Origin of the sequence: Pseudomonas sp. SED1 (genome assembly GCF_034044025.1) — a bacterium.
GTDB lineage: Bacteria > Pseudomonadota > Gammaproteobacteria > Pseudomonadales > Pseudomonadaceae > Aquipseudomonas.
This window is the reverse complement of sequence record NZ_JAXCIS010000194.1, coordinates 1-5,158: the sequence shown is the minus strand read 5'-3', so window position 1 is coordinate 5,158 and position 5,158 is coordinate 1. Positions and strand designations below refer to the sequence as shown.

The window sequence follows — 5,158 nt, the reverse complement described above, 5'->3', positions numbered from 1 at the left end:
GATCTCCACAGTTTGTGAAGGGCGCGATCCTGCTCGAAAATGGTGCGCAACGGCATACGTCAAATGACGTACGCCGTTACGTCAGGCTGCGTATACCCGCCGTGGCCACCTGCCGCCATGCTGAATCCCTCATTGCAGAGGAGTCGCCCCATGGAATCACGATTGATCCGCTCCAAACCGTTGTTGGCGTTATCACTGCTGGCGGCGAGTCTGTTCAGCCATGGCGTCATGGCCGACAACGAAGGCCTGGCGGTGACGCCTACCGAAGTCACCGTCGGCCAGCTGCACTCGGCCACCGGCACCATGGCGATTTCCGAAACCGGTTCGATCCAGGCCGAACGCCTGGCCATCGAGCAGATCAACGCCTCGGGCGGGATCCTCGGGCGGCAGATCAAGGTGATCCAGGAAGACGGCGCGTCCGACTGGCCGACCTTCGCTGAAAAGGCCAAGAAACTGCTGGTCAACGACAAGGTGGCGGCGGTGTTCGGCTGCTGGACCTCAGCCTCACGTAAAGCCGTACTGCCGATCTTTGAAAAAGAGAACGGCCTGCTCTACTACCCGACCTTCTATGAAGGCCTGGAACAGTCGAAAAACGTGATCTACACCGGGCAGGAAGCGACTCAGCAAATCCTCGCCAGCCTCGACTGGATCGCCAAGACCAAGGGCGCCAAAACCTTCTATCTGGTGGGCTCGGACTACATCTGGCCGCGCACTTCGATGAAGATCGCGCGCAAGCACATTGAAAACGTCCTGCACGGCACCGTGGTCGGCGAAGACTACTACCCGTTGGGCAACACCCAGTTCGGTTCGCTGATCAACAAGGTCAAGCTGAAAAAGCCTGATGTGGTGTTCGCGGCCGTGGTAGGCGGCTCCAACGTGGCCTTCTACAAACAACTCAACGCGGCGGGCGTGAATTCATCCAAGCAAACCCTGCTGACCCTGTCGGTGACCGAAGACGAACTGCTGGGCATCGGCGGCGAAAATATGGCCGGCTTCTACGCCTCGATGAAGTACTTCCAGAGCCTCGACAACCCGAACAACAAAGCCTTCGTGGAAGCGTTCAAGGCCAAGTACGGCAAGGACGCGGTGATCGGTGACGTGACCCAGGCGGCCTACCTCGGCCCATGGTTGTGGAAAGCGGCGGTGGAGAAGGCGGGCAGTTTCGACGTGGATAAAGTCGTCGCCGCCTCCCCGGGCATCGAGCTGAAAAACGCGCCGGAAGGCTACGTGAAGATCCACGAGAACCATCACCTGTGGAGCAAGTCGCGCATCGGTGAAGTGCAGCCAAACGGGCAGTTCAAGGTGATCTACGAGTCGGATCTGATCGAGCCGAATCCGTTCCCGAAAGGCTACCAATAAGCCTGGATCTGGCGCTGATCTAAAGGTGGGAGCGGGCTTGCTCGCGAAAGCGGAGTGTCATTCACAGATGTATTGACTGATGCACTGCATTCGCGAGCAAGCCCGCTCCCACATAAATCAAAAGCAGACCTTGGTTTTCATCATTACCTCCCGCTCAGGAGACCATCATCATGGAATGGCTATCGGAATTTGGAGCCATCGCGGCGATGCAGGGGTTCAACGGCTTGTCCGTGTTCTGCGTGCTGTTGCTGATGGCATTGGGACTGGCAATCATCTTCGGCCAGATGGGCGTGATCAACATGGCCCACGGTGAGTTCCTGACCATTGGCGCCTACACCACTTACGTCTGTTCCAGCCTCACCGCGCACTTCGCGCCGAGCTTTCAGCCGTATTACTTTTTCATTGCCATTGCCCTGTCTTTCCTCGTCGCCGGTGCCGTCGGCTGGCTGGTGGAATGGGCGATGATCAGCCGTTTGTACAAGCGCCCACTGGACACCTTGCTCGCCACCTGGGGTTTGTCCCTGGTCATGCAGCAAACCTTCCGCTCGGTGTTCGGCGCCCGTGAAGTCAGCGCCGAACCGCCGGCCTGGCTGATGGGTTCGGTGAACCTCACCGACGCCATCGAAATCCCGGGCAACGGCCTGTTCATGATGGGCCTGACCCTGCTGCTGACCGGGGCGATTTTCGTCATGCTCTACCGCTCGCGCTGGGGCCTGCAAGTGCGCGCCACCGTGCAAAACCGCTTGATGAGCCGCGCCGTGGGCATTAATACACGCAAGGTCGACCGCATGACCTTCGCCCTCGGCTGCGGCGTGGCGGGCGTGGCCGGTGCGGCCTTTACCACCATTGGCTCCACCGGGCCAACTGCCGGTTCGCAGTACATCGTCGACACCTTCCTGGTCGTCGTATTCGGCGGCGCGCAAAGCCTGTTTGGCACCATTGCCTCGGCATTCGTGATTGCCCAGACCCAATCGCTGTCGGAGTTTTTCCTCAGTGGCTCGATGGCCAAGGTGCTGACGTTGTCGTCGGTGATCCTGATCCTGATGCTGCGCCCGCAAGGGTTGTTCTCCATCAAAGTGCGCAAGTAGAGGCGAACCGATGAAGGCTCTAGACAAACTGCTGGGCGGCCAGCAAAACCTGATCGGCATCGTGCTGCTGGCGGTGTTGATCCTCGTGGTGTTTCCGCTGACCCTGGATGCGTTTCGCCTGAACATGGTCGGCAAGTACCTGACCTACGCGTTCGTCGCCGTGGGCCTGGTGCTGTGCTGGGGCTATGGCGGGATTCTCAGCCTCGGGCAGGGTGTGTTTTTCGGCGTCGGCGGCTACTGCATGGCGATGTTTCTGAAGCTTGAGGCCTCGGACCCGATCAGCACCAAGATCCAGTCGACGCCGGGCATTCCGGACTTTATGGACTGGAACCAGATCACCGAACTGCCGTGGCTGTGGCAGCCATTCCACAGCTTCACCTTCACCCTGTTCGCGGTGATTGCGGTGCCGGTGTTGCTGGCATTCATCATCGGCATGGCGCTGTTCAAGCGGCGGGTGGGCGATGTGTATTTCTCCATCGTCACCCAGGCGATTGCGCTGATTCTCACGGTGCTGATCGTCGGCCAGCAAGGCCTCACCGGTGGCGTCAACGGCATCACCGACCTCAAGACCCTGCTGGGCTGGGACCTGCGCGGTGACGGCGCGAAGATGATCCTGTATTTCATCAACGCCGGGCTGCTGTTTGGCTGCATCTTCATTGGCCGCTTCATCCTCGCCTCGAAGCTGGGCCGGTTGTTGATGGCCATGCGTGACAAGGAAGAGCGGGTGCGGTTTTCCGGGTATGACGTGGCCAGTTTCAAGATCTTCGTGTTCTGCGTGGCGGCCGCGTTCTCGGCGATTGGCGGGGCAATGTTTGCCTTGCAGGTGGGCTTTATGTCGCCGTCGTTCGTGGGGATCGTGCCTTCCATCGAAATGGTGATCTTCGCGGCGGTGGGCGGGCGCATGTCGCTGCTGGGCGCGGTATATGGCGCGTTGCTGGTGAACTACGGGAAGACCTACTTTTCCGAATCCTTCCCCGAGCTGTGGCTATACCTGATGGGCGGGTTGTTTATTGCGGTGGTCATGTACTTCCCCAACGGCTTGGCCGGGTTGTGGGACAGCCATGGTCGCCAGGCCCTGGCCCGACTGTTGCGGCGCAAGCCGGTGGTCAAGGCCGAACCCGCGAAGATCAAGCCCAAGGCTGAAGCCAAGATCCTGGAGACACAACCATGACCGCCGTCGGTTTTGAAATGAAAAAGCCCGTGTTGGCCATTGAAGGGCTGACCGTGTCATTCGACGGCTTCAAGGCGGTCGACAACCTCAACCTGTACATCGACCGCAATGAAGTGCGGGTGGTGATCGGCCCCAACGGTGCCGGCAAAACCACGGTGCTGGATTTGATCTGCGGCAAGACCCGCGCCACCAGCGGCAGTATTCAGTTCGACGGCCAGGAACTGACCAAAATGCGCGAATACAACATCGTGCGGGCCGGGGTAGGGCGCAAGTTCCAGAACCCGTCGATCTACGAAAATCTTACGGTGTTTGAAAACCTTGAAATGTCGTATCCGGCCGGACGCAAGGTCTGGGGCGCGCTGTTTTTCAAGCGCAATGCCCAGGTGGTCGCGCGGGTCGAGCAAGTGGCGCGGGAGATCTTCCTCGGTGATTTGTTGCAGCAGCAGGCGGACCTGCTGTCCCACGGGCAAAAGCAGTGGCTGGAGATTGGCATGCTGCTGATGCAAGACCCTGAATTGTTGATGCTCGATGAGCCGGTGGCCGGGATGAGCGTCAACGAGCGGGCGCAAACGGCCGAGTTGCTCAAGCGCATCAGCCAGGGGCGCTCGGTGTTGGTGATCGAGCATGACATGGAGTTCGTCAAGAGCATCGCTCACAAGGTCACGGTTTTGCATCAGGGCAAGGTGCTGGCCGAGGGCAGCATGGAGTCGGTGCAGAGCAATCCGAAAGTCATTGAAGTGTATTTGGGCCACTGAGGAGTCGGGCATGTTCAAGATCGACAAACTGTCGTGTGGGTACGGGCAGAGCCAGATTCTTCACGACCTGGAACTGGATGTGGCGAAGCGTGAGATCGTCGCGGTGATGGGGCGTAACGGGATGGGCAAGACCACGCTGTTCAAGAGCCTGATGGGGATTCTGCCGCAGTGGCAGGGGCAGGTGAGTGTGGATGGGCATGATGTGTCTGGGCTTGAAACCCATGAGCGGGTGGCGCGGGGGATTGCCTATGTGCCGCAGGGGCGGATGATTTTTCCCAGCATGAGTGTGTTGGAGAATATTCAGACCGGGTTGCCGGCGGCGGCACGGGGCAGGGTGCCTGAAGATTTGTATGCGCTGTTTCCGGTGTTGTATGACATGCGTTCGCGCAAGGGTGGGAATTTGTCTGGGGGGCAGCAACAGCAATTGGCGATTGCCCGGGCGTTGGCGACGAATCCTAAGGTGTTGTTGTTGGATGAGCCGACTGAGGGGATTCAGCCTTCGATCATCAAGGACATTGCTCGTACGCTTAAGGAGATTCGCAATTTGCGGGATTTGACTATTGTTGTTTCTGAGCAGGTGTTGTCGTTTACGCTGGAGATTGCTGATCGGTTTTTGGTGATTGAGAAGGGGAGGTTTGTGATTGAGGAGACTCGGGATCGGGTGGATGAGGCGACCATTAGTCGGTATTTGTCGGTGTGACTTGGTTGAGTAAATATCCGTTATTTAGGTAACGGCGGCTTATGGTTCCGCTCTTACAGCGGGTCACTTTTGGCAAACGCCCGGA

General features: G+C 58.8%; 5 protein-coding genes. All 5 read left to right on the top strand.

What is annotated here, in order from left to right; genetic code table 11:
* Positions 1 to 150 precede the first annotated feature (150 nt).
* The 5 genes from urtA to urtE all read left to right on the top strand — a co-directional run bounded on the left by urtA (position 151) and on the right by urtE (position 5,073).
* On the top strand, positions 151 to 1,359 hold the full coding sequence (gene urtA / locus SNL23_RS25170) for an urea ABC transporter substrate-binding protein (RefSeq protein WP_017475234.1): 1,209 nt from the start codon (positions 151 to 153) through the stop codon (positions 1,357 to 1,359).
* 170 nt (positions 1,360 to 1,529) lie between these two features.
* Positions 1,530 to 2,447 carry an urea ABC transporter permease subunit UrtB gene (urtB, locus tag SNL23_RS25165; RefSeq protein WP_318303945.1) on the top strand — a complete coding sequence of 306 codons (918 nt, stop codon included), beginning with the start codon at positions 1,530 to 1,532 and terminating at the stop codon, positions 2,445 to 2,447.
* Positions 2,448 to 2,457: 10 nt separating this feature from the next.
* The gene (gene urtC / locus SNL23_RS25160; RefSeq protein WP_318303943.1) at positions 2,458 to 3,618 is read left to right on the top strand and encodes an urea ABC transporter permease subunit UrtC; all 1,161 of its coding nucleotides are present in this window, start codon (positions 2,458 to 2,460) and stop codon (positions 3,616 to 3,618) included.
* Positions 3,615 to 4,373: an urea ABC transporter ATP-binding protein UrtD gene (gene urtD, locus SNL23_RS25155; RefSeq protein WP_318303942.1), complete on the top strand. Its 759-nt coding sequence runs from the start codon at positions 3,615 to 3,617 to the stop codon at positions 4,371 to 4,373. The genes urtC and urtD overlap by 4 nt, the downstream gene beginning before the upstream one ends.
* A 10-nt stretch (positions 4,374 to 4,383) precedes the next feature.
* The gene (gene urtE / locus SNL23_RS25150) at positions 4,384 to 5,073 is read left to right on the top strand and encodes an urea ABC transporter ATP-binding subunit UrtE (protein ID WP_167665449.1); all 690 of its coding nucleotides are present in this window, start codon (positions 4,384 to 4,386) and stop codon (positions 5,071 to 5,073) included.
* The last annotated feature ends 85 nt before the right edge of the window (positions 5,074 to 5,158 follow it).

What these genes read in the sequence shown, in the direction of transcription:
- urtA (WP_017475234.1), top strand. Translation starts at nt 151, where the DNA reads ATGGAATCACGATTGATCCGCTCCAAACCGTTGTTGGCGTTATCACTG.
- urtC (WP_318303943.1), top strand. Translation starts at nt 2,458, where the DNA reads ATGAAGGCTCTAGACAAACTGCTGGGCGGCCAGCAAAACCTGATCGGC.
- urtE (WP_167665449.1), top strand. Translation starts at nt 4,384, where the DNA reads ATGTTCAAGATCGACAAACTGTCGTGTGGGTACGGGCAGAGCCAGATT.
- urtB (WP_318303945.1), top strand. Translation starts at nt 1,530, where the DNA reads ATGGAATGGCTATCGGAATTTGGAGCCATCGCGGCGATGCAGGGGTTC.
- urtD (WP_318303942.1), top strand. Translation starts at nt 3,615, where the DNA reads ATGACCGCCGTCGGTTTTGAAATGAAAAAGCCCGTGTTGGCCATTGAA.